The 1,167-nt window shown below is 42.8% G+C and carries 1 protein-coding gene and 1 pseudogene; both read right to left on the bottom strand.

The genetic code is table 11. From position 1 onward, the window contains the following. Positions 1-490, bottom strand: a pseudogene (locus tag R8269_RS25345) (protein of avirulence locus); the annotation flags it as partial. Positions 491-500: 10 nt separating this feature from the next. Further along, on the bottom strand, positions 501-1,167 hold a 667-nt coding region (locus tag R8269_RS25340), incomplete at its 5' end, for a type VI secretion system contractile sheath domain-containing protein (protein ID WP_318222926.1).

Below are 1,167 nucleotides of genomic sequence, written 5' to 3'. Positions count from 1 at the left end.
TGCCTGCGGTAGAAAACAGCTCAATGTAACCACCTAAACGATCATCAATATCCCGCACGTCTGAGAACGAAGTATCATTAGCTAAAAAGCCTTTTTCTTGTCTCAGTTCTTCGATTTGAAGAGCAAGTTCAGAAACTTGTTCATAATCTTGACTCACCATTGATAAGTTGAAGCTAACCAATGACTTAGTTAGTTCTTCGTTCTCACCCAATACCTTCGCGGTTGCCGCTCCTTGAGCGAAATCCTTTCGCGCTTGAGCAGCTTTAACCAGATGTCTTAACTGGCTAGCGCCTGGAAGATATTCAGGAAACAGTTTAATAGACTGCATCAGTTGCTCATCAGCTCGCTCAAAATCACCATCAATACAAAGCAGTTCAATAAAAGAGCTTCTCAAACTGGCATCCTTTGGAGATGCCTTTATCGCTTCGATTAGTAATTCTAAAGCTTGTTGCAACTGCCCTTCAGATAAGGCATTTTTCCACTGAGTCATCTTTCTTTCCTTACACCAAATGTTCTGGTGATAATTCCGTAATTAATTTGATACTTGAGACCATTTGGTCGAGCTGAAAATGAGGGCGTAAATGTATCACCGAGTAGAAGTGCCCTGGCGTATCGCGTTTCTCTCTAACTTTGATCTTCGCTTCGTTCAATGGGTACTTAGCTCTGAGTTCATCCGAAGCTTCGTCTGAAGCCGTTGTATATTGATGTAACCAAGTCTGAAACTCCCTCTCGAGCGATGCCGCGTCCTGATAGCCACCTATCTTGTCTCGCCCCATAACTTTGACGTAGTGTGCTATACGCGATACACACATCGTGTATTGGAGCATTGAGGTGAGTTTTGCATTAGTCGCAACATGCTTCTCTTCGTACAGTTTTGGCTTATACAACGAAACATTGGAAGTCATGCCGACCATGTCTGTTTCAGGAACTGGTGAAATCGGAATGAACCCACAATCAGACAGTTCTTGCTCTTTACGCTCAGAGACTTTTAGATTTAAAGGGCATCTATCTCTGTCATTTTTGCCATTAATGCGCGTTTTGTTTCTTGTAGGAGCAACAATAATGCCTTGACTATAATCCCCCTGTTTTATTCCTCGCATGTGAGTAAACCAACCGTGCTCTTGGAATGCTCTAATCGAAACAGCAGCAAAACAGAAGGCTCCACTT

Source organism: Vibrio sp. Vb0667, assembly GCF_033391095.1.
The sequence above is the reverse complement of the archived record's forward strand: the minus strand, read 5'-3'. Positions and strand labels throughout refer to the sequence as shown.